At 44.9% G+C, this 21832-nt stretch carries 19 protein-coding genes and 1 riboswitch; of the genes, 7 read left to right on the top strand and 12 right to left on the bottom strand.

What is annotated here, in order from left to right:
* Positions 1 to 23 precede the first annotated feature (23 nt).
* Entirely contained in the window at positions 24 to 182 is a 159-nt protein-coding gene (locus OH459_RS07925; RefSeq protein WP_269986305.1) for a hypothetical protein, read from the bottom strand.
* 529 nt (positions 183 to 711) lie between these two features.
* Positions 712 to 813: riboswitch (glycine riboswitch) on the top strand.
* A 121-nt stretch (positions 814 to 934) separates the two neighbouring features.
* Between OH459_RS07925 and OH459_RS07920 the strand changes: the two genes are divergently transcribed.
* Positions 935 to 2311 (top strand): alanine/glycine:cation symporter family protein, encoded by a 1377-nt coding sequence (locus tag OH459_RS07920; RefSeq protein WP_005446084.1) that lies wholly within the window; start codon positions 935 to 937, stop codon positions 2309 to 2311.
* Between the two features lie 263 nt (positions 2312 to 2574).
* Here the strand turns inward: OH459_RS07920 and exaC are convergent, their stop codons facing one another.
* Complete coding sequence (gene exaC, locus OH459_RS07915; RefSeq protein WP_009697454.1) at positions 2575 to 4095, bottom strand: acetaldehyde dehydrogenase ExaC; 1521 nt, start codon at positions 4093 to 4095, stop codon at positions 2575 to 2577.
* A 247-nt stretch (positions 4096 to 4342) separates the two neighbouring features.
* Here exaC and OH459_RS07910 point away from each other — a divergent pair, with 247 nt between their 5' ends.
* Positions 4343 to 6106: a sigma-54-dependent Fis family transcriptional regulator gene (locus OH459_RS07910; RefSeq protein WP_050902266.1), complete on the top strand. Its 1764-nt coding sequence runs from the start codon at positions 4343 to 4345 to the stop codon at positions 6104 to 6106.
* Between the two features lie 63 nt (positions 6107 to 6169).
* Here the strand turns inward: OH459_RS07910 and OH459_RS07905 are convergent, their stop codons facing one another.
* Positions 6170 to 6307 carry a hypothetical protein gene (locus tag OH459_RS07905; RefSeq protein WP_005446090.1) on the bottom strand — a complete coding sequence of 46 codons (138 nt, stop codon included), beginning with the start codon at positions 6305 to 6307 and terminating at the stop codon, positions 6170 to 6172.
* 342 nt (positions 6308 to 6649) lie between these two features.
* Between OH459_RS07905 and OH459_RS07900 the strand changes: the two genes are divergently transcribed.
* Complete coding sequence (locus OH459_RS07900; RefSeq protein ID WP_005446091.1) at positions 6650 to 7561, top strand: LysR family transcriptional regulator; 912 nt, start codon at positions 6650 to 6652, stop codon at positions 7559 to 7561.
* Between the two features lie 131 nt (positions 7562 to 7692).
* Here OH459_RS07900 and OH459_RS07895 read toward each other — a convergent pair whose 3' ends face one another.
* Complete coding sequence (locus tag OH459_RS07895) at positions 7693 to 9213, bottom strand: DUF1254 domain-containing protein (RefSeq protein ID WP_050908338.1); 1521 nt, start codon at positions 9211 to 9213, stop codon at positions 7693 to 7695.
* 272 nt (positions 9214 to 9485) lie between these two features.
* Here OH459_RS07895 and OH459_RS07890 point away from each other — a divergent pair, with 272 nt between their 5' ends.
* On the top strand, positions 9486 to 9692 hold the full coding sequence (locus OH459_RS07890; RefSeq protein ID WP_005446094.1) for a hypothetical protein: 207 nt from the start codon (positions 9486 to 9488) through the stop codon (positions 9690 to 9692).
* Between the two features lie 276 nt (positions 9693 to 9968).
* Here the strand turns inward: OH459_RS07890 and OH459_RS07885 are convergent, their stop codons facing one another.
* From OH459_RS07885 to citC, 8 genes are all read right to left on the bottom strand, one after another.
* The gene (locus OH459_RS07885) at positions 9969 to 11480 is read right to left on the bottom strand and encodes a lytic polysaccharide monooxygenase (protein WP_026000338.1); all 1512 of its coding nucleotides are present in this window, start codon (positions 11478 to 11480) and stop codon (positions 9969 to 9971) included.
* Positions 11481 to 11958: 478 nt separating this feature from the next.
* On the bottom strand, positions 11959 to 12786 hold the full coding sequence (locus tag OH459_RS07880; RefSeq protein WP_269986304.1) for a DUF5718 family protein: 828 nt from the start codon (positions 12784 to 12786) through the stop codon (positions 11959 to 11961).
* 18 nt (positions 12787 to 12804) lie between these two features.
* Positions 12805 to 13764: a triphosphoribosyl-dephospho-CoA synthase CitG gene (gene citG, locus OH459_RS07875; protein ID WP_269986303.1), complete on the bottom strand. Its 960-nt coding sequence runs from the start codon at positions 13762 to 13764 to the stop codon at positions 12805 to 12807.
* Entirely contained in the window at positions 13745 to 14281 is a 537-nt protein-coding gene (gene citX / locus OH459_RS07870; RefSeq protein WP_009702086.1) for a citrate lyase holo-[acyl-carrier protein] synthase, read from the bottom strand. The genes citG and citX overlap by 20 nt, the downstream gene beginning before the upstream one ends.
* Positions 14278 to 15786 (bottom strand): citrate lyase subunit alpha, encoded by a 1509-nt coding sequence (gene citF / locus OH459_RS07865; RefSeq protein WP_422485351.1) that lies wholly within the window; start codon positions 15784 to 15786, stop codon positions 14278 to 14280. Before citF ends, citX begins: the two co-directional genes overlap by 4 nt.
* An 18-nt stretch (positions 15787 to 15804) precedes the next feature.
* Positions 15805 to 16680 carry a citrate (pro-3S)-lyase subunit beta gene (citE, locus tag OH459_RS07860; RefSeq protein WP_269986301.1) on the bottom strand — a complete coding sequence of 292 codons (876 nt, stop codon included), beginning with the start codon at positions 16678 to 16680 and terminating at the stop codon, positions 15805 to 15807.
* Entirely contained in the window at positions 16677 to 16973 is a 297-nt protein-coding gene (gene citD, locus OH459_RS07855; RefSeq protein WP_101904809.1) for a citrate lyase acyl carrier protein, read from the bottom strand. The genes citE and citD overlap by 4 nt, the downstream gene beginning before the upstream one ends.
* Positions 16974 to 17014: 41 nt before the next feature.
* Positions 17015 to 18067 (bottom strand): [citrate (pro-3S)-lyase] ligase, encoded by a 1053-nt coding sequence (gene citC, locus OH459_RS07850; RefSeq protein ID WP_418103943.1) that lies wholly within the window; start codon positions 18065 to 18067, stop codon positions 17015 to 17017.
* 270 nt (positions 18068 to 18337) lie between these two features.
* Here citC and citS point away from each other — a divergent pair, with 270 nt between their 5' ends.
* The 3 genes from citS (at position 18338) to oadA (ending at position 21824) form a co-directional block, all read left to right on the top strand.
* On the top strand, positions 18338 to 19681 hold the full coding sequence (gene citS / locus OH459_RS07845; RefSeq protein ID WP_017190260.1) for a citrate/sodium symporter CitS: 1344 nt from the start codon (positions 18338 to 18340) through the stop codon (positions 19679 to 19681).
* A 68-nt stretch (positions 19682 to 19749) separates the two neighbouring features.
* On the top strand, positions 19750 to 20001 hold the full coding sequence (locus OH459_RS07840; protein ID WP_009697443.1) for an OadG family protein: 252 nt from the start codon (positions 19750 to 19752) through the stop codon (positions 19999 to 20001).
* Positions 20002 to 20012: 11 nt separating this feature from the next.
* Complete coding sequence (gene oadA, locus OH459_RS07835; protein ID WP_269986298.1) at positions 20013 to 21824, top strand: sodium-extruding oxaloacetate decarboxylase subunit alpha; 1812 nt, start codon at positions 20013 to 20015, stop codon at positions 21822 to 21824.
* Positions 21825 to 21832: the final 8 nt, after the last annotated feature.

Here is a 21832-nt window from a genome sequence, read left to right as displayed (position 1 = left end):
ACTCCAAGGACTCTACCGGTTTGCTAGCGAGTGAGTTCCGCAATCATGATTGACGCGGTATAAATTAAAAATGCGCTGATCAGCGTAATGACCGTCGCTTTTTGGACTTTTTCATTGGTACGATAACGAAATAGCACAAACGCTAATCCAATCAATATCGCAATGGCTAACAATCTAGTCATACCGCCTCCTTGTCCAATAATGTGAACTTATCTGATTCCATAGACAGTTTCGCAAAGAAACATTGTAACCTATTTCTACGTCGCTTACGGTCAACTTAGCGTAGATTTTGAAGCGATTGCTCCCGTTTTGATCAATTTTCTATTCTAAACTGAATAACTTATCGACACAGCTCTACTCGCCCATCGTTCAATCGAATTAGATTTCGACCATCCATACAAGTAAACAATGAACAAAAGATTGACTCATTTGTTTAATTAATCGACAAACCTATGAAATTAAGACCACAAAGTCCGCATAATGTGTTGAAAATAAATCGTCATTTGGTGTTGAAATGGTAACAAAACATGATAGAGTTCACACGTTAATGGTGACCAGCATCATTAACTAACCGTTACTCATTTAATTGAGTAAATGTTCCAATGAAGACTGCAGGAGAGTGGTTATTAACTAAATCTTAACATTTAGTTAGGGTAACTCGCCGAAGAATTAACTATTTCAGGTGCTACCTTGGTAGCGGGGACTGTAGTTGGAGGAACCTCTGGAGAGAACCGTTAAATCGGTCGCCGAAGGAGCAAGTCCCGCACATGTGTGCGGGGTGAAACTCTCAGGCAAAAGGACAGAGGAGTGGAAAGTAACAACCTAACTATTTGGCGTTCCCGCCTTATTTTGTTTTGAATAGCATAGCTATTAGAGATCCTTGATCTCGTCCTTTCCCTCTTCTCCTTATTAGTTGTTTTATTAAGGGGAAATCATGAACGACCTACAATCTTTACTTCAAACCATTGATAACTTTGTCTGGGGTCCACCACTGCTGCTTTTGCTTGTGGGAACCGGTGTTTACTTCACTTTTAGCCTAGGCTTGATCCAATTTAAACACCTACCAACTGCGTTAGCGATGGTATTCAGTAAAGATAAGTCATCTGATAAACAGGGTGACGTTTCTAGCTTTGCAGCGCTATGTACTGCGCTGTCTGCAACTATTGGTACAGGTAACATTGTTGGTGTTGCAACAGCAATCAAACTTGGTGGTCCTGGTGCCCTATTCTGGATGTGGCTAGCTGCCCTATTTGGAATGGCAACCAAATACGCTGAGTGTCTTCTTGCTGTGAAATACCGTCGTGTTGACGACAAAGGCCAAATGATTGGTGGTCCTATGTACTACCTGCAATATGGTGTTGGCTCGAAAGCGCTAGCTATCATGTTCGCGGTATTTGCACTGGGCGTAGCCTGTTTTGGTATCGGTACCTTCCCTCAAGTGAATGCAATTCTTGATGCAAGTGAGATTTCTCTTGGTGTAAACCGCGAGCTGTCTGCCTTCATCCTGACGCTATTAGTGGCATTCGTAACCTTGGGCGGTATTAAGTCGATCGCTAGCGTTGCAGGTAAAGTCGTGCCAGCAATGGCGCTGTTTTATGTGCTAGCGTGTTTGAGTGTGATCATCATGAATGCAGACCAATTGCTAAATGCAGTTGAGCTTGTATTGGTGTCTGCATTTACTTCGACAGCGGCAACTGGTGGTTTCTTGGGTGCAAGTATTATGCTGGCAATCCAATCTGGTATCGCTCGTGGCGTATTCTCAAACGAATCTGGTTTGGGTAGTGCGCCTATGGCTGCGGCGGCTGCGAAAACGGATTCTTGTGTTAAACAAGGTCTGATTTCTATGACGGGTACCTTCTTCGATACCATCATCATCTGTACGATGACTGGTCTTGCTTTGATCCTTACGGGAGCATGGCAAAGTGACCTTGCAGGTGCAGCGATGACAACACACGCATTTGCGGTTGGTCTTAACGCAGAGACATTAGGTCCAATGCTGGTGTCTATCGGTCTTATGTTCTTCGCATTTACCACCATTCTTGGCTGGAACTACTACGGTGAGCGCTGTGTTGTATTCCTATTCGGTACAAAAGCAGTACTTCCGTACAAACTGATTTTTGTTGGTTTGGTGGCTTCAGGTGCTTTCCTTCACCTAGATATGATTTGGCTACTGGCTGATATCGTAAACGGTCTAATGGCAATCCCTAACCTAATTGGTTTAATTGCTCTGCGCCACGTGGTGTTGGAAGAGACAAAACTGTTCTTCAAACCGTCTTCTCAATCAGATGATTTTGATGCAGTAAAAGCCTAATCCAAGTTAGAAACGTGAAGTTCACTTTAATTAAGAGCCCCCTAAGTTGAATGACTTAGGGGGCTCTTCTTATATAGGTATGCCCAAGTGACTTCAAGATGCAGGATTCAGAGCGTTGTCATTGATTCGAGAGTAAGGAAAACGACGCAGTGTAATAACTAGATCTTTAAATCGCCGCCGCGTCTACAAACCAAGTCATTCTCGTTGAACCTAGCATCTCGAGGTTACTTGGGTATATTACATTTTACTGCGATACCTTCGCTTTAGAAAAAGCCTAGCGGATTGACGTCGTAGCTGATTAATAGGTTCTTCGTGTTCTGGTAGTGATCGAGCATCATCTTATGGGTTTCTCGACCAATGCCTGATTTTTTGTAGCCTCCGAACGCAGCATGTGCAGGATACGCGTGATAGCAGTTAATCCAAATGCGCCCTGCTTCGATATTACGCCCCATGCGGTAAGCAAGGTTTTGGTCGCGCGTCCACACACCAGCACCCAAACCATATTCCGTGTCATTGGCAATCGCTAGCGCCTCTGCTTCGTCTTTAAAAGTAGTCACAGCAATGACCGGACCAAAGATCTCTTCTTGGAATACGCGCATCTTATTGTGACCTTGTAACAAAGTCGGTTGAATATAGTAGCCTTGCTCCAAGTCGTTTTCCTGTTTCGCCACATCACCACCAAACACGACTTTGGCCCCTTCTTGGCGTCCGATTTCTAGGTAGCTCAGGATCTTATCGAATTGCTCTTGCGATGCCTGTGCCCCCACCTGAGTGTCAGTATCTAATGGGTTACCTTGTTTAATGGTCTTCGCGCGCTCCGCAACCTTGGCAATAAACTTGTCGTACACAGATTCATGTACCAAGACACGTGATGGACAGGTACACACCTCTCCTTGGTTAAAGAACGCAAGCAGCGTGCCTTCAATACACTTATCTAGGTATTCATCTTCATGATCAAACACATCTGGGAAGTAGATATTCGGAGACTTACCACCAAGCTCAACGGTTGATGGAATGAGATTCTCTGCTGCGCATTTTAAGATATGGTTACCTACTTCGGTTGAGCCCGTGAATGCCAGCTTTGCAATTCGGTTACTGGTTGCTAGTGCTTGCCCTGCTTCTGAGCCAAAACCGTTGACCACGTTCACCACGCCTGCTGGCAAGAGATCACCAATCTTTTCCATCAGAACGAGAATCGAAGTTGGCGTTTGTTCGGCAGGTTTGAGCACCACACAACAGCCAGCAGCCAACGCAGGAGCAAGCTTCCACGCCGCCATCAACATTGGAAAATTCCAAGGAATGATCTGTCCTACAACGCCAATTGGTTCAGGGAAATGGTAGCTTGCAGTGTGTTCATCAAGCTCAGCCGCACTGCCTTCTTGAGCACGGATACAGCCTGCGAAGTAACGGAAATGGTCGACCACTAAAGGAAGATCCGCCGCCAGTGTTTCGCGCACAGGTTTACCATTTTCCCATGTCTCTGCTACCGCAAGTTCTTCAAGGTTTTGTTCAATGCGGTCTGCTATTTTCAGTAGAATGTTGGCACGCTCAGTAACGCTGGTTTTGGCCCATTTTGCTCTTACATTGTGCGCTGCATCCAATGCAAGGTTGATGTCTGCCTCGCTAGAACGAGCAACCTTACAATACGCTTGACCATTGATTGGTGACGTATTATCGAAGTACTCCCCACCCCTCGGTTTCACCCATTCGCCACCGATGTAGTTGTCGTAATGTGATTTAAAACTCACGACGGCATTTTCACTACCTGGCTGTGCATAGATCATAACTCTTCCTTTTGTTCTCGTTCAGTTTTTTGTTTTAAACAACCGAGTGTTCAACTCAGCGATGTTGTCACTTCATTACTCAAGTCACATGCCAACAATACACGTCTTGTTGTTAATTAAATGTAAAACTATGATTACCAAGCGATAACAAACTAAGTGAGTGACGTTTGAGCGGATGTATGGTGTGAACACCAGTGTTCAAGTGTTCCAAAATGGCACACCCTCACTGTGACAAAATGGTACAGTCATGGAACTTCAACACATTACCAACAACAACTGGCTTTCTACTTCATGGGACAGAAGTGAACAAGCGGGTTTAAAACAGCGACGTCGACCTGACGATATTCGCGTCACTTCTGCGTTTCTGCAGGACAGACGCCACCAGCTTAACTTCTTAATCGATGCCGTGAAGCGGTTTGCCCTGCCTTTGTTTAATCAGTTGTTTGCGCACAGCGACAGTCGGTTAATACTGACCGATGCGGATGGCGTGATCATCGGTAGCTGGGGGCAACCTAAATTCCGAGAAAAACTGACCGAAATTGCGCTCAGTTCTGGCGCGTGCTGGCAAGAAAAACTGAAAGGCACCAACGCCATTGGCACTGCTTTAGTAGAAGCCAAACCGGTGTCTGTTATTGGTGATCAGCACTTTATTCAACATCATCGCTTTATCAGTTGCTCAGCAAGTCCAATCTTTGATCATTTGGGTCACTTAATGGGCGTGTTGGACATTACCAGCGAAGAGAAAAAGCACGATTTCTCAACGCAAGTACTGGTCCAGAATATGGTTCAGCAAGTCGAAAACCAACTCCTCAATCAAATCCCTCAAGGACATATTCGAGTCGATTTAGCATGCGAAAAAGGGTTACTCAGCAGTGGGTGGCAAGGCATTATCATCGCCAATGAGGAAGGGCAAATCCTTGCGCATAACCAAGTCGCCTCGCAATTGCTTGATCAACCGAATGTGATTGGACAATCTCTGGATTCGATACTCGATAATTCGCTAAGCCGTCAATCACTGGTGTTTAAAACTCAACCTCTGTCAGAGAGTAAAACGTCTTCCCGCTCTCTTTCTGCATCCAACGATCTTCATTATGGCGACACCACGGTCGAGCATTGTTGGCAACAAGCAAATCGCGTTATCGACAAAGACATTAGCTTACTTATTCTTGGAGAAACCGGTGTAGGGAAAAACGAATTCGTCAAAGCGTTACACAAAAACAGCCAACGTAAGAGTGGTCCTTTGGTATCAGTTAACTGTGGGGCATTACCCAAAGACTTGGTTGAATCTGAACTGTTTGGTTATGTTGCAGGCGCATTTACTGGTGCAAACAGCAAAGGATACCAAGGTAAAATCCGCCAAGCGCACAACGGCATCTTGTTCTTAGATGAGATTGCAGATTTGCCTCTAGAAGCGCAAAGCCGCCTACTCCACGTACTACAAGACAAAACCGTACTTCCTGTTGGTTCAAACCAAACCATCCAAGTTGATACACAAATCATCGCCGCAACACACAAAGACTTAGAGTTGTTGATTGAACAAGGCGCATTTCGTCAGGATCTTTACTACCGCCTCAACGGACTTATCGTCGAACTACCTCGCTTTGAAGAGCGCAATGATAAGCAAGCACTGATTGAGAACATTCATCGACGCCATTCTGATTCGGAACAGACCATTTGTCCCCACCTTCTTTCATTGATGATGACTTACGTGTGGCCTGGCAATCTGCGAGAACTCGATAGCTTAATCAAAGTCTCTTCATTGATGGCGCAAGGAGAGCCGCAACTAGAACTTAGCCATGTGCCAAATCATCTTGCTAAGAAGCTTAGTCATACCAGTATGATTGAAGACGTTAGCGTGCCGAAAACCAAAGATATGCGTTCGACTGTCGAAGATAAGCTGGTAAAAACTTATCAAGCGAACCAAGGTAATATCAGCAAAACCTCACGCATGTTGGGATTAAGCCGCAATACCATTTATCGCAAGCTTAAAAGCCTTGGGATGCTCAAGTGATAGATGTTCAGAGATAAAAAAAGAGCACCGCTTCGGGTGCTCTTCTTATTTTGAAACCTAGCCTTACAGTCCGCCTTCTTGCTGCGCCTGTTTTACTAAAGCCTGACGTTGAGTTTCCGTTTCAGATATCACTTTCTGTTCCTTGTGCGTTTCCTGATCCATATCAGTCGGAATGAAAACAAAGTACTTGTTAAGAGTCATCGTAAGAACCTCAATTATTAGTGTTAAATCACCTTCTTGGTAAATGTAAACAACACCAGCAAAAACAACTTATGCCGGATCCTTGTTGTAGGTTTCAAAAAATAGAGGATGTTTGACCATCAAACATCCTCCATATGCAACCTAATTATAGGATGAGTTCAAGGGCTTACCTAGTACTGTTTTTCACCTTTTACGCAATCTTAGTTTCGCCTTCCGATTGAGCACATCATACTCTTACAAGCTAACCCCATGTCACAAAAGGAAAAATTGTTTTAAATTTTATTGGAACAGAGGATGAGAGACACCGATACTTAAAGCTCAATAACCTCAGGTACTGAGCTCGTGAAAAATACTATTGATTTGAATTTGTATCGCTTTCTTTATCTACTCAGCCAGCAAAAATCGCAGGCGAAAGTGTGTCATACCCTCGACATTAGCAAAGCGACATTCACACGACAATTGGCTGAATGTCGTCAAAGATTTGATAACGAACTCTTCAATGCAGAAAAAGGCATTTATACCCCAACCCTGCTTTGCCAACAGCTGTGTGAAGTCATCAGCGAACCATTAGAACGCCTAGAGCAAATCCCCCAGCTGGCGCAAAGCTTCAATGCAAATCAGCAAGCCAATGAGTACATATTCAGCATCATTAATCCGTTATCTGGCATGTTGACGACCCCCTTAGTCTCCGCCCTTACAACGGAAGATCAAAAGCCGAAGATTTCATTTATTGATTGGTCGATAGAAAGTATCGAAAACCCAAAACGAGGGGCCGTCGTCATTGGAATTGGCGGTTTTCCAAATGAGCTCAATGAGAGAATGGTTGAGCGCAAAGTTGCTTCTGTTCCCATCTTTGCGTACGTGAATGATCAACACCCACTTAGCCAACATAACGAGCTAGAGCTAAGTGACATTGAAAACCTCGAGACGGTGCGCGTGTCTATGGGCTCTCTTGATGTCAGTGCGTACTATGAACGAATGCGAAAACTCACTGGGGTAAATTTGGAACAGAAACTAACGGTCTCTTCTATGGCGGCAGCGCTTGATTGCGTAAAAGTCAGCCCGTATGTATTTGTCGGGATGCACATTAACGATGATGCCCTACCAGAGGACGTTCTCCGATTGCCGTTAAGGCTGAATGCTAAACCAATGATGTTTGATGTGGGCGTTCAATATCACCGAGCATTCTACCAGCACCCGATCATTGCTCAGGTAGAAGCCTTTATTAAACAAGCACTGCAAGAAACAAATTAGAACGACTATCACTTGTCGTCGCAAATAAACAATCCCTCAAACAAGACCAGACAAAGCCGCAACAGAGCCATAAGAACAAGCCAAAAACAAGCAACCGGTCTATCAATTGACCGGTTGCCTCTTCAATTATCTTACTTCACTTCCGTGATATCACTAGGCTTCCACGAGCCGTCATACCAAGGTTCTAATGGACCGTAGACACGCAAGATAGTGAACCAACCTTTGTTCGGCACAGTCTCAATCCAGTTTGCTTCTTTGCCTTTTGGTGCTTTCGGACCAAAATACAAATCAATCGAGCCATCTGCATTTGTCATCATGTCGTCGCGTTTGTCGTTCTTACTCGGGAAAGGTTGACTGGTCTGTAATTCCGAACGCGTTTGTGTATCGTAAGCCACAACTGACCAGAAGTTCTTCGCAGGAACATTCGCAGGAATGGTCAGCTTGTAGTTTTTGCTGCCATCAAAGAACTCTCCCTGAGCAGATTTATCAACGATTGCGTACTTAGAACCTTTACCAACCATTTTGAGCGCCATTGCCGGCGTATTAACCGTCGCCATATAGAAGAAATAAGTGCGCGCATCTAGGTTGCGACCACCGTTGCCTTCTTCAATCAGCCATTGGTAATCATTACCAATGAACGCTGTCTTCCAATTACGATCATCCCAAATGTAAGCGTTCTGGGTACGAGGATTAAACATCAACGCTCGTGCGGTTGCATTACCTATTGCTGCACCATCTTCCAATATGCTCTGCATTCGTGCATCTGGGGCAAACGGCTTACCTTTTTGTATGCCGATGGTCGCTATCAGTCCACGCATTTCTGGGTCGATAAACTCAATCGGTTCTTTGTCGATCACCGTTTTGATTTCATCGTAAAAGTGCTCATCATTTGCATGAATGGTATTAAACGATTTACCACTACCAGAGATGAATTCCATCTTCGGCGGCTCACCTTTCTTAGATAATGGATAAATCTTTAAACCACTATGGTATGAATTCACCGCCGCGTCTGTTTTACCGTCTTTCAAAAAACCACGAGCAATAAACCAGTTCACGTAACTTGTTGATTGAGAAACGTGATACCCCTCTGGCACTGGACCTTCATAGTTCGGAGGCAAAATAAGGTATTTGCCACCCTCACCTTTATCTGGTCCTACAACGCCCATGTCCGTCACAAAACGAAAGAATGCATCATTGACGGTCGTTGGTCCCATACCCGGTGGGATTTCGACCACCGTTGGACCATCACGCTCGAGATCGAGAAATGCGGACGCGTATACCGTATCTGTATTTCCGGTTAAGAACAGCGGATTCGAATCCATCAGATCATCAAACAGCATCACCTGATTGGATGTGGTTAACCCCATTTTCTCATGCCCGACTCTTAACGCTTCCAGGGATGCCATAGGAATCGCGTTCATAAACACTTCTGTTGCTCGCATGGTATCGAGGTTGTTGTATAGCGTATCCATCGTCTTCTGGCTTGGTACGCCATCCTTGAAATTCAAAGTACCAATGCTGGTTTCAACCTTATCAGGTGTCATGATACTGGTAGGAATATCTGTATTGTACGCATTCGTGCTTGCCAGAACAGATGATGAAACCAGTAGGCTAGTGATAACAACGACACGTTTAAGTTGAGTCTTGAACATAAGAGTTTCCTGCTTTGTCAATGGGGATGCATTAACTGTAGCCAAAGATGGGAATCAATTTTGACGTTCAGCAGAATCAAAAATGTTGGCATAGACAATGAGCAATGAAACTCATATAAAATCACAAATAAAAAACTGTCTACCAGGTCAATATTTAATCTTTTTTGAGAAATATTTAGCCTGTTTTTTGGGTAAATTCCCCCTAGAAGAGAGACAATACGAATGCGGAGTGAAAGCACTCTGGTTCTACCCACTAAGCTTTGGGAGGCGTTATGAAAAGTAACAAACTTGGTCATGTAATGTCATTCAGCAGAATGTTTTCCTTCATTGCCTTTCTGACTGCCACATTCGCTTGGGTATTAAGTATGTATGCCCTCTTCACGGTTTCCGTCGTGGCACTCTTCGTCAGCGGACTGCTCTACTTGAATGACAAATTCGGTCATCACCCAAAAGGCAGTACAAAAGAAAAGAGCGCTTAGGCGCTCTTTGAGTTTCAAGCTCTTACATAGCACTAATATCACTCTGTCCGTTCGTTTCAGCCTATTGTCTTTATTTATTCCCAAGTGACTTCAAGATCCAGAATTCAGGGCGAGGTTACTTGGGATAGGGACGATTTTCTGCCCATATTTGCATTTGGTGATATCACCTCACTTACCCCGTCAGTTTATGAACGACGTAAAAAAGCCACTGTCTTTAACTCAAAACAGTGGCTTTCATGCTTGCCTTAGCCAATTCCATTTGGCTACAACCAATGATTAGTTAGCTGGACGCCAAACGCCCCACTTATCTTTTTGGTAAGCCGCTTGTGGGTTATCACCACCTTTAATCCACCATTGTGCTTTCCAATTTTGGTCAGCATACGCGACAACTTCACCACCTAGGTAAGTTTTTGCTGAATCCCATGCGTCATCGCTTGGGTCTGGTGTTGGATCAGGATCTGGCGTTGGCTCAGGGTCTACACCACCATCGTCGACAATCACTTCAAACGTAAATGTCTCTGCACGTTCGCTGTTTACTGCGTTCGCAACAAACGACAAGGTCTCATTCTGCGTAATCGCACGAGTATCAACGACAATCGACGCAGTGCCGTTATTTTGAATACTCACAGAAGAGCCTTGAGTTTGAGTTAAGTTCGCAGCTTCGCTGGTAGAAATCACCACTTTGTCCCCAGCGCTAACTACTTTGTCGCTCTTCACTAACTCGTAGATGTCACCTGCCAATGGTTCAACATTACCGTCATCACCATCAATCACTGAAATCACACCCGACGCTCGACCATCTTTCGAGTTAAAGAAGTTGCGTGATGGATCGTTTTGGAAGTACATGTAATGAGACATTTCTTCATGCCAATCACCAATGAACACCGCTCCATCTTTGAACTCTTCGTGCCAACCATTGATCTCTGACGCCAATAGACGTTGCCAGTCGTTGATGTTCGATGAATTCACTTCAATATCGAAGCTACGTGCAACATCTCCGTATTTATTGATGATGTCATACTTAACCGTATCACCAAGGTCTGGACCAACAAAATTAACTGGGATGTATAGCTCACCTTTCACGAGATCTGGTTGAGGTGTTGGCTCTGGTGGAGGCGTTTCGCCGCCCACAATAGTGATGTCAGAACAGTTGTAGAAGCCTTCACCCGCCGCATCGTTACGCTGCCAGCGCACAAAAAGAATCGCGTCGCCTGAACGATCAGAAGGGATGGTCACATTCATGCGGTATTTACCACCTTCAACTGGGACATTACCTTCGGTTTGAATCAAATCAAGATCGCTCCACGCCAACGCTTTGCTTAGGTCTGCATTTGGTTTGGTTAGGTAAAACTCCCAAAAAGACGGGTTATGTGGTGCCGTCGCATTAAATACAAATTCGAATGTACCCGTATTTAGCTCTGTGCGAGTCCACGCGGTGTGTGGTGCGCCCATGCCCTTTTTCTGAGGGTCATTTGCGTAACACAACGTACCATCTGGAATCGCCGCTTTCACTGCTGCCATATTGTTGTAATCAGTAATGTTCTTCGCGTATTCGTTGCGCTGAACAAACGGATAGGTACCAGAAATTTCTTTTGCTTGAGCACAGGCTGCATTTGGTGGGTTACCAGACCAAATTCCGCCTTGCTCGTAACACGTGTTTTGACGTGCACTAGGAAACTCTGACCAGCCATGAGCATTGGCTGCTGTTGGCAAGCCAGATAGCATTGCCATACCTACTGCTGCTTTAAGAATGTTTTTATTTGCTTTCACTTTTTCACTCTCTACCATTTTATTATGCAAGTCAGCCACAGCGGATACTTTATAACCACTGTCACCTATTGCGTGTTTATAGTTTTAATCTGGAAACAGTTAAAAAGAATATACGTAAATTTTATCAATGAAAGTTTTGAGGTTATTGATAGGAATTAACATCACAATTTTAAATACCCTGACATTAACTAACTGAATTATCACCAAAGCAATATAACCCTATTTTTCATCAACTTATAAAGCTATAAAACTTCAAAACATATTTATAATTAGAGTAATTACGTTATTAAACAAACTTATAATAAACATTAAATGCACTTAACGAATCTGTGATTCACTGTCCACTTTTAAAACTTGAACAAAATACATTAAACATCAATAAGACAAACACTAATATAAACACTAGATATATATCACTCCTTTTATTTCACCCAGCGAATAAGACATTAAAAAGCCCGCTAATTTGCGGGCTTTTTTGTTCTCTATTGACTTAAACTCAAAGCACTTTTTGACTCACATAAGAAAAGCCTGTCGCTTCATACTGCGCCTTCTGTACCATGCCGAGCACATCTTTTGGTTGGTATAGGTGACTGTCATACACAACAACCACACTTTCATCACCTCTTTCCAAGAAATTCTGCTCACCATATTCGGTGTAGCGCGTTGCACCCACTGCGACCACTAGCTGGCTTGGGAGATTTGCTTGTTTGAGTAATGCGTGAATGTTTTCCATCGGACCACGATCCACTTGATGATTCATCTGATCACGTATCCAATCCAGCAGATCCGCATAGAAATAGGAGTATTCGTTTACCGCGCAATCTTCCCCGTAGGCGAATACCTGCTCTCCTCGCTTATGAAAGCTCGCGATTCTAAATCTGCCGATATCGCTATCAGGAGTGAGTCGTTCTAGTTCAATAAGCTGGGATGCCAAGCCTTTTGACGCTGCACCCCAATTTTTCTTCTCACTGATTTTATTCGCATCAGGGCGTCGAACCGAACAATCATTAAATGCGCCAAAATGCGTCGGCGTGAGCTGTAAGACCTGACCACCTTCATAAGTAACATCACAGATCAGAGCGAGCTCTGGTTCAATTTGTAAGTTCAAAATATCATTTGGCAACTTGGTCGTATCGGCACTTATTGGATATGTCGACAAATACGGATGTTCGATAAAAGGCACATAAATGGGGAACAATGCTTGGGGCTTATTAGCGTTCACATCTCCGTAGAGAGCAAAGTCATCAGCCTCACCAGCTTGTTGCAGGTGACCTGCAAAGTTTCCCGCGATACCTAAGATCATCGCATCTTCAAAATTGTGCATACGTTTACTTGTTCCTAATTATTCGTCGTTATTCGCGATGATATGTCTCGTTAAATCATCAATTTCTGCCAGCAACCAAGTCAGCGCGAGCAAATCAGCGCTGCCGCCCGGACTAAGGTTTTTTTCAATAAGCTGGCGGTCAAAATCCAGTAGCTGCTCTTCAAGGTTTGGATTATGCCAACCACCACTCTCAATAAGCTTCGATGCTATGTTCTGCACATAACGCAAACCATGCATCCCACCACGAGATACCACGTTGGTATCTTGATTGTGCACCATTAGCGTGAGCAACACTTGCCATAATGCTTGTTCTGCGGACGCGCCTTCATACAGCGCTTGTTGGTATGCAGGCAAACTGTAAGTCATGACCGTTTGATAGCCAGACGCCGCCTCACCTCTTGCTCCAGTTAAACCAAATTCTCGATACAGCCGCTCACCATGAGTTTCCTTTTTAGAGTCGGTATTTTTCAGCTCTTGAAATACCATTAACGCACAGCTGCGCTTGATAACTTGGCTAATGTGCAAAGAATCGACCGCAATGCCTTTGCCTTTTAACCAGCCGATCGCGCCACATACCAGTCCAAGTCCAAAGATCATCCCTTTGTGCGTATTCACACCACCAGTCGCGGCAAACATTGCGCGTTCAGCTTGAATTCCAACCGGACGCAACACATCCAGTAATGTCTCTGCCGAGTGCGTTGAATGCGCAAGACCAGCGTTAAGAAAGCCATTGAGAAAAGGACGAATTGCACTCGCGCTGGCTTCAAACAGCGGCACATTCATATCTGAGTGAGCACCGTTGCTAATAAGGTCAACAAGCCCCGGTTTTGGGGACAAGTGCACTTCCACCAACATCGCGTGATACGCTAACTCAGAAACCAAAGAGAACAGATTCACCTTTACAGCAGAGCGATGCGTAACGCTTGGAACACGCTCGATATTTTGGTCGAGCAACAGTTTAAGAGCAACATTCGTCATAACACACCATCGACTCTATGTGAGAAACCAAGGTTTGAAGATCATGTTTACGCGAGCGCGCGCAAATCACGGCATCTTGTTCGCAAATAAGGCATTTTCTTCGCGTCATCCCTTGCCCTTTTCTTGAGATGATCTTTCCATCGACATCAATCACATCTAAATCCATTAACCGACCGAGACGATGGTTATTCTCTATCTCAATCATGGCTCGTTTGAGCGCCATGGCATTCGGTGCTTGGACCGCAAAAATTGCCTCTGGACCTGTGACTTGTCGCAGCAATTGTCGTCCTGCCATTGACCAGCCTTTTTCGAGACAAGTGGCTTGAATCGCTTGCACACCCTGTTCGAAGATTCGCTCCGTGCACTCCGTCATTTTCTGCGGACCTGGCATATTGACGGTAAACGACAGCAAAGGAAGGGAGTGGCGTTTTAACCACTCACCTTGTCGTTTCACACGAGCTTCTTTGTTGCTCAAGACATCATCGAGACCAACTTTCAGCCCATAACGAATGCTCATTCAGATTTAACCTTTCTGATGACATCAATCACAGAACCATCGCGATAACGTACATAACCCACCACTTGATCGTCATATTCAATTGGTTCCGCTTTGCCCGTTAATGATTGCGCTCTCGCAACCAAGGCTTCCATATCAAGCACAGGCAGTCCTGCGTTCAACAAACGCTCTTTTACTTCTGGGCGTCGAGGATTCACAGCAATACCATGGTCAGTCACCAACACATCTATCGATTGACCCGGCGTTACCACGTTTAGCACTTGCTCTACGACAGTTGGAATACGACCACGCACGAGCGGAGCCACAATCACGGCAAGGTTTGCGCCTGCCGCTGCGTCGCAGTGACCACCAGACGCGCCACGAATCACGCCATCAGAACCCGTGATAACGTTGACATTGAAGTTCACATCAATTTCAAGCGCGCTGAGAATGACCACGTCTAGACGATCAACCACTGCGCCTTTGGAAGATGGGTTAGCGTATTCATTTGCTGAGATTTCAATATGGTTTGGGTTTCGAGCAAGTGAGTCCGCTGCACCAGAGTCAAAACACTGCACGTCGATTAGATTTCGGATCAGCCCTTTCTCGTGCATAGAGACCATGGTTGAGGTAATGCCACCCAGCCCAAACTCAGCGGTAATGCCTCGTTTTTCCATACTATTTTCTAGAAAACGTGTGACGGCAAGCGACGCACCACCAGACCCAGTTTGTAAGCTAAAGTCTTGCTTAAAGTAACCAGAATTAATAATCACATCGGCAGCACGTTTTGCAATAAGCAGTTCACGTGGGTTACTGGTAAGACGCGTTTCACCGCCACCAATTTTGCTCGCATCACCAACTTCTTCGACTTCGACTACGGCATCCACCAAATCTTGTGTGATTGATGTTGGGTGATTTGGATAACCGACGATAGATTCAGTAAGCATGACCACTTTACGCGCGTGTTGAGCATCGATTTTGGCGTAACCCAAAGAGCCGCAGCGAGATTTGCCGTTCATGCCATTTGCATTGCCAAACTCATCGCAACAAGGCACACCGATGAACGCCACATCGATGTTTAGCTCGCCTGATTTAATCAAGTGCACACGTCCTCCATGGGAGTGAATATGCACAGGTTCTTTGAGCAAACCATGAGAAATGGCTTCACCAAGCTCACCGCGAATACCTGATGTGTAAATCTTACTCACTACGCCGTTTTTGATGTGCTCAACAACCGGCGAATGAATACCCGTTAAAGAGCTTGAAGCCAGTGTCAGATTCTTATATCCCATCTGAGCGATAGTATCTAACACCAAGTTAACCACCTTATCGCCACCTCGAAACGCGTGATGGAAAGAGATCGTCATACCGTCTTTAAGCCCAGAATCTAAAATGGCGGAACGCAGATCTGACTTTAGCTTTCTCGACTTTTTAGAGTTTGAGTCTTTGAGATGAGGCGTTAACGCATTTGCCTCTGAAAACAGTGACAACGTCTCTGGCAGCAATGCTGGTTTGATGGATTCCATTTGTTTCATGTTCGTGCCCTACTCTTTAATTCCAGATTGCGCTTTTTGTAACGTCCAACGAGCTCGCTCGATAATTGGTCCATCGACCATTTTTCCGTTAAGTGAAACCACACCAAGCCCTTGCTCTTGCGCTTCTTCTGCTGCCTCGATAACTTGAATCGCGTAATCCACCTCTTTTTGAGTCGGTGCAAATACGTTGTGAAGTAGCTCGATTTGCCTTGGGTTAATCAGCGATTTTCCGTCGAAACCTAACGATTTAATGTGTTCCGCTTCGTTGAGGAACCCTTGCTCGTTATTAGCGTCGGAATAAACGGTATCGAACGCCATAATGCCCGCAGCACGCGCAGCTTGCAGAATAGAACAACGGGCGAACAGCAACTCTGTCCCTTCTGGGCTACGTTGTGTTTTTAAGTCCCTGACATAATCTTCAGCACCCAGTGCAATCCCAATTAAACGCGTAGACGATTGAGCAATTTCGATGGCGTTATTCACACCTTGCGCACTTTCGATTGCCGCCATCATTTTGGTGCTGCCAACTTCTCTGCCACATACACGTTCGATGTCTTCAATGCAGCGCTCCATTTCTTGCACGTCTTCTGCACTGTCTGTTTTTGGTAGACGAACCACATTGACGCCCGCACGCACAACGGCATGCAGATCTTTTAAACCAAACTCAGACTCTAGTGGGTTCACACGGACTACTGTTTCAATCTCTTGATACAGAGGATGTTGTAGCGCGTTAAACACCAACATGCGGGCGGTGTCTTTTTCTCTCAGCGCCACAGAGTCTTCCAAATCAAACATGATTGCATCAGGCTGATAAATGAAGGTATTACTTAACATGGCGGCGTTTGCCCCTGGAACAAACAACATGCTACGGCGTAACTTACTCATGATAATTTGCTCCATTGAATGTCACTGCTGTCTGCCGCGCGCATGACTGCAGCCTGAACGCGAGCCTTAATCACACAATCTAGTGCGCCTTTGTCTTCCACTTCTAACGTTGCGGAAGTCACGCCCATCGAATTGAGCACACCATGAATCAACGCTTCGATGGCTTTGCCAAACTGCTTTTTCACTGTGCTATCAAGAGAAATGTCGATATCACCTTCTGGATTGGGTGAGATACGAACTTGCAAGTCACTGGATTCCAGCGTCCCTGCAAAAGCGGGTTTTATTATTTTCATTGAAAGACCTTTAACACCTTGGTTAAAAATTAATTGGGCTGTTAAGCAGCCACTGTTTCTTGGGTAAGACACGGTAAAGCGTCCGTGTGCCTATGTAGGTAGTCGATAGAGGTTGAGGGTAAAAAGTGAACCAGTTGATCCAATTGCCCTTTCTGCAAGAGTTTTCGCACCGTTGAAGCTGAAATCGTGGTGCCAGACGCACACTTACGCTCTATTTCAATAACGCTGATTGGTGCGCCGTTGAGATCCTTGGTGGTTAATCTGTGTTTCATTTGTTGGTTGTAATAATGAGTCACAACACAGTCTGGCTCTGTCCCAACAAATCGGTGTGTAATGCCTAATGCTGGCGCAATATGCTGACGATATAAATTTAGATCAATAGCGGTATGACAATAATCAATCAATCGCTTCTCTTTAATAAAGTAAGTAGGAAACGTTGCTTTAGATATTATATATTTTGAACCATGATGAATCGTAAGATTAGGAATATGTTTAGTGCCACTTTCAATCATGTTCAAACGATCGTGATAAGAAAAACCTTTACCCTCTTCGCTGACGACAAATAAATGTAGCCAATCGCATTGTGACGCCGCCGTTTCAATTAAGTATTGATGCCCTAAAGTAAACGGGTTTGCATTCATCACAATGCTGCCTATTTTATCACCGTCTTTCTTTTTCTTTCTTAATGAACGTACAAAGTTTCTTAAATTGGTCTGACTATTTTCCATCAAGACTAATTTATCGTCTGCAAAAGAAATGGGGAAAAAGCCAGATTCACGAAACCTTTGCATATTCTGAGGCTTGGTAAACAAAAACAGATCAAAGCGCCCCATTTCATAAGCCATCGTGGTCAACTCAGTCATTAATCGCAGAGAAAATCCAGTACCTTGTAAGGCAGGATCAATCGCAATAGATTTTAGTGTTGAGCCAGCAAGACCGCCGCAAGCAATGATTTGACCTTGAGACTTCGCCACCACAAATCGCTCTACATCAGCGTCAACATCCAAATCATAACAAGTTAGAAACTCGGTAATAGCACCAAACTTCTCGTATTGATTTCGGTTCACTCGGCTAAATGCGTAGGTGTCAAACATGATCATCATCCTCTTTCGTGTTGCCGCCATCATGCGTCACTTGAATTTGAAAAATGATGATCCGTATCGACTATTTTCTTCTACTAAACGTCATTTATGAATTTAATGAATTTAATTACTTAACCATCTGTAAATTAAGTGATTGGATAATTAAAAACTTTAAATTCATAAGTGTGTATATATTCCACAAAGTAAAATGATCACACTCACAGTTAGGTTTTTCATTCAAATTTAAATTACGCCATGTTAAATCAACACGGAATAATAATGATGAACGAAAAGACCCTTTCAATAACTGAAACAAGAAGCCCGGGATTAGACTTATTATCTCAAGTCCGAATCTTTGGCTTACCATTACCGCTATATGCATTTATGTTCGCGGTCATGTTAATTGCACATATGACAGACACCATCCCTGATAATATTGTCGGCGGTTTTGGTTTTATGTTTGTTGTTGGTGCGCTATTTGGCGAACTGGGTAAACGCCTGCCTATTTTTAACAAATACATTGGCGGTGCGCCTGTCATGATCTTCCTTGTCGCAGCTTGGTTTGTTCATGCAGGTTTACTAACCCAAAACGAAATTGACACTGTTACTGCAGTCATGAAGAAGACCGATTTCCTCGACTTGTTCATTGCCGTTCTGATCACTGGCTCGATTTTAGCGGTTAACCGTAAGCTACTGCTTAAATCATTAGTTGGTTACATTCCGACCATTCTTGCAGCCGTTGCAGGTGCTTCAATTCTCGGCATTCTTGGCGGAATGATGTTTGGCATTTCTATCGACAAAATCATGATGCTTTACGTACTGCCTATCATGGGTGGTGGTAACGGTGCAGGTGCGATTCCACTTTCTGAAATCTATGAGTCAGTCACGGGTGGCTCTAAAGAACAGTACTACTCGGTTGCAATTGCAATTTTAACCATCGCTAACATCGTAGCGATTGTCGCAGCAGCCGTTCTAAACAGCATCGGTGAAAAAGTACCGTCTTTGACTGGTAATGGCGAGCTATTGCGTAAGTCTAATTTCGATGTTGAAGAGAGCGAAGCTCCAAAAATCACTCCACGTGAAATCGCGATTGGCTTGATGATGGCGGCATGTATTTACACCTTCTCATCCGCCCTTTCTAAAGAAATACTGCCAGGTTTTGGTGACGTAAAAATCCACACTTTCGCTTACATGGTCATCATCGTTGCGATTGTTAACGCCTGTGGTATCTGCTCTGAAGAAGTGAAAGAAGGCGCAAAACGCTTGTCTTCATTCTTCTCAAAACAATTGCTTTGGGTGCTCATGGTGGGCGTTGGTATCGCTTATACCGACCTTGGCGAAATCATGAATGCACTAACCTTCACGAACTTAATCATCGCAACACTGATCGTTGCTGGCGCAATAATTGGTGCCTCTGTCGGTGGTTGGTTAATGGGCTTTTACCCAATCGAGTCTTCAATCACTGCCGGTCTATGTATGGCAAACCGTGGTGGCTCTGGTGACCTTGAAGTTCTTGCTGCGTCAAACCGCATGAGCTTGCTGTCTTACGCGCAAATCTCATCTCGTCTTGGTGGCGGTATTGTACTAGTCATCGCAAGTGTCGTGTTTGGCATGTTGGGCGGTTAATCCCCTTCTTATTTTGTCAAAGAGCAAAGTCTTCCTTTGCTCTTTGTTTTGTCCAATGGGAGATATTAATGGAAGTTAATTTATTTGCCGAAGGCTTAAACCTCATGACACTGGGTATGGGTTTTGTCTTCACTTTTCTTGTTTTCTTGGTCTTTGCTGTCAAAGCCATGTCTCGCTTTTTGGGGCGCTTTCATGTCGAACCAACTCCCCCTCCGCAAAAGAAAGTGGGTGCTGCCAAACCATCAAACGATGATAACCAACTCGTCGCTGTGATTGCTGCCGCTATTCATCATCAAAAAATCAAACAAAGCTCGCTATAAGAGGAATTCGAATGTCTGAGTCTACTAAACGCATTGGCATCACTGACGTTGTATTACGTGATGCCCACCAGTCATTATTTGCCACCCGTTTACGCATCGACGATATGCTGCCAATCGCCCAACAGTTGGATGACATCGGCTATTGGTCACTTGAGTGTTGGGGTGGCGCTACGTTTGATAGTTGCATTCGTTTTCTAGGGGAAGATCCTTGGGAAAGACTGCGAGAACTCAAAAAAGCGATGCCAAAAACTCCGTTGCAAATGCTGCTTCGAGGTCAAAATCTATTGGGTTATCGCCATTACGCTGACGACGTCGTTGATAAGTTCATTGAGCGCTCTGTGGTAAACGGCATGGATGTATTCCGTGTATTTGATGCGATGAACGACCCACGGAACATGCAACAAGCGATTGCTGCGGTGAAAAAACAAGGCGCACACGCTCAAGGTACACTCTGCTACACCACTAGCCCAGTTCATAACCTACAAACCTGGGTCGACATCGCGCAACAATTGAGTGAACTGGGCGTTGATTCGATCGCAATCAAAGACATGGCGGGCATCCTGACACCAACCTTAGCCAGTGAGCTGGTTTCAACATTAAAACAGCAAGTGGATGTTGACCTTCATCTGCATTGCCACTCGACCGCTGGCATGGCTGATATGACGTTAATGAAAGCCATTGAAGCTGGTGTTGATCGTGTGGACACTGCGATTTCTTCCATGAGCGGCACTTACGGTCACCCAGCAACAGAATCTCTGGTTGCATCGCTTCAAAACACAGAATACGACACAGGTTTGGATATTTCAGCGCTGGAAGCTGTCGCTGCATACTTTAGAGAAGTACGTAAAAAATACGCCGCTTTTGAAGGTCAGTTAAAAGGCTCAGACTCTCGCATTATCGTGGCGCAAGTCCCTGGTGGAATGTTGACCAACATGGAAAGTCAGTTGAAACAGCAAAACGCCGCAGACAAGCTTGATGCCGTGTTAGAAGAGATCCCGAAAGTCAGAAAAGAGCTGGGATATCTGCCGCTTGTCACGCCAACGTCGCAAATCGTCGGCACACAGTCTGTCATCAATGTCCTTATGGGTGAGCGCTACAAGACCATTACCAAAGAAACCGCGGGGGTCTTGAGAGGCGAGTACGGCAAAACGCCTGCCTCTGTCGACACGGAACTGCAACAGCGTGTGTTGGAAGGTTCAGAACCAATTACTTGCCGCCCTGCCGATAAGTTGGAGCCAGAACTGGAGCACCTGACCACAGAAGTGACCACTCAAGCAAAAGCGCAAAACATTCCGCTCTCCGGCAGCGCCATTGATGATGTACTTACTATCGCGCTTTTCCCACAAGTGGGTTGGAAGTTCCTAGAAAACCGCAACAACCCAGACGCCTTTGAACCCGCACCTTGCAATGAAGCAGCAAGAGCAACAGCACAAACAAAAAATAACACCAAACCAGAGAAACAAACCATGAATGCTACCTCAGAAAGCGGTGTTTACACCATTACCGTCAACAACCAAAGTTATGTCGTTCAGGTTGACGCAGGTGGCGATATTCAAGCCGTGTCAGAGCCGCAATCCGCGCCATCAAAACCAGTGACAACCGCTCAAGATGCCGAGCCAATGAACGCCCCACTTGCGGGTAACATTTGGAAGATCCACACCAAGCCTGGTGATGAAGTTGAAGAAGGCGATGTGCTGCTGATTCTTGAAGCGATGAAGATGGAAACAGAAGTTCGCGCACCACGTTCCGGAAAAGTCGCCAGCATTGATGTGTCTGAGGGCGATGCAGTAGATGTAGGCGAACCTTTACTTCAACTGGCATAACGAGGCAT

It is taken from the genome of Vibrio sp. MM46 (assembly GCF_027587135.1).
GTDB classification, from domain to species: domain Bacteria; phylum Pseudomonadota; class Gammaproteobacteria; order Enterobacterales; family Vibrionaceae; genus Vibrio; species Vibrio harveyi.
This window is presented reverse-complemented; position numbering and strand designations above follow the sequence as displayed.

Coding starts and splice junctions, on each gene's coding strand:
- oadA (WP_269986298.1), top strand. CDS start 20,013: ATGTCTGAGTCTACTAAACGCATTGGCATCACTGACGTTGTATTACGT.
- OH459_RS07925 (WP_269986305.1), bottom strand. CDS start 182: ATGACTAGATTGTTAGCCATTGCGATATTGATTGGATTAGCGTTTGTG.
- citX (WP_009702086.1), bottom strand. CDS start 14,281: ATGAGCATTCGTTATGGGCTGAAAGTTGGTCTCGATGATGTCTTGAGC.
- OH459_RS07905 (WP_005446090.1), bottom strand. CDS start 6,307: ATGACTCTTAACAAGTACTTTGTTTTCATTCCGACTGATATGGATCAG.
- OH459_RS07920 (WP_005446084.1), top strand. CDS start 935: ATGAACGACCTACAATCTTTACTTCAAACCATTGATAACTTTGTCTGG.
- OH459_RS07910 (WP_050902266.1), top strand. CDS start 4,343: ATGGAACTTCAACACATTACCAACAACAACTGGCTTTCTACTTCATGG.
- OH459_RS07840 (WP_009697443.1), top strand. CDS start 19,750: ATGGAAGTTAATTTATTTGCCGAAGGCTTAAACCTCATGACACTGGGT.
- exaC (WP_009697454.1), bottom strand. CDS start 4,095: ATGATCTATGCACAGCCAGGTAGTGAAAATGCCGTCGTGAGTTTTAAA.
- OH459_RS07895 (WP_050908338.1), bottom strand. CDS start 9,213: ATGTTCAAGACTCAACTTAAACGTGTCGTTGTTATCACTAGCCTACTG.
- OH459_RS07890 (WP_005446094.1), top strand. CDS start 9,486: ATGAAAAGTAACAAACTTGGTCATGTAATGTCATTCAGCAGAATGTTT.
- citS (WP_017190260.1), top strand. CDS start 18,338: ATGAACGAAAAGACCCTTTCAATAACTGAAACAAGAAGCCCGGGATTA.
- citF (WP_422485351.1), bottom strand. CDS start 15,786: ATGGAATCCATCAAACCAGCATTGCTGCCAGAGACGTTGTCACTGTTT.
- citE (WP_269986301.1), bottom strand. CDS start 16,680: ATGAGTAAGTTACGCCGTAGCATGTTGTTTGTTCCAGGGGCAAACGCC.
- OH459_RS07880 (WP_269986304.1), bottom strand. CDS start 12,786: ATGCACAATTTTGAAGATGCGATGATCTTAGGTATCGCGGGAAACTTT.
- citC (WP_418103943.1), bottom strand. CDS start 18,067: ATGTTTGACACCTACGCATTTAGCCGAGTGAACCGAAATCAATACGAG.
- OH459_RS07885 (WP_026000338.1), bottom strand. CDS start 11,480: ATGGTAGAGAGTGAAAAAGTGAAAGCAAATAAAAACATTCTTAAAGCA.
- citG (WP_269986303.1), bottom strand. CDS start 13,764: ATGACGAATGTTGCTCTTAAACTGTTGCTCGACCAAAATATCGAGCGT.
- citD (WP_101904809.1), bottom strand. CDS start 16,973: ATGAAAATAATAAAACCCGCTTTTGCAGGGACGCTGGAATCCAGTGAC.